General features: G+C 32.9%; 1 protein-coding gene. It reads right to left on the bottom strand.

All coding sequences use genetic code 11. The annotated features are described in order from the left end of the window. Positions 1-163 precede the first annotated feature (163 nt). Positions 164-678, bottom strand: a 515-nt coding sequence (locus ACT29I_RS25710) for a hypothetical protein (protein ID WP_444794868.1), incomplete at its 5' end; no start/stop codon positions are given.

Here is a 678-nt window from a genome sequence, read left to right as displayed (position 1 = left end):
ACTCACTTCCAAATTTCACAAAGCCAAAGCGTTGTATTTGTTTTTATCTTTTTCATTACAAAAGCTAAATCAACGATTTGGCGCTGCTCGCCGAAGCTGAGAACCATCCAAAGTGAATCGGCTCACTTATGCTTTATTAGCCATTGTTGTGGCCTGGCATTTTTTATTTTTCCTTGATAAAGAGAGAATAAATTCTATTCAGTTCAGGATTTCTTTTCGAATAAATAATTTCTATTTTTTGATTCTCTTCAAATATATTCTCTTCATCCGTCTGTGAGAATGATTCATACCAGACACTGTCCACATTGAATTTTGTCTTTACTAACCACTCATTATTTTTATTTACAGTGGAATACCATTTCTTCGAAATATACCCTGTCGTAATTACTCCATCTTTTTCAAGAGCAATCCTTTCGTTTTTTCCACTCTGAAATCCAAATAAAGGTCCAATTATTAGAATTGAACCAAATGCTAATGCTTTTGCCGCTTGACTATGAAAAATGCTCACAACCTTATATATGGAAAATGGGATTCCTCCAAAAATTAAAACAAACGGTAACCATCTTAATATTCCTTCTTTGGCAAATAGTACAGAGTCAGGTATAAAGACGAACATGAATAAAATAATGCTCAGACATAAACCTGAAAATCCAATAATTATAATCAATTCAGTTGTTG

Origin of the sequence: Saccharicrinis sp. GN24d3, assembly GCF_052400645.1 — a bacterium.
Lineage (GTDB): Bacteria > Bacteroidota > Bacteroidia > Bacteroidales > Marinilabiliaceae > Saccharicrinis.
This window is presented reverse-complemented; position numbering and strand designations above follow the sequence as displayed.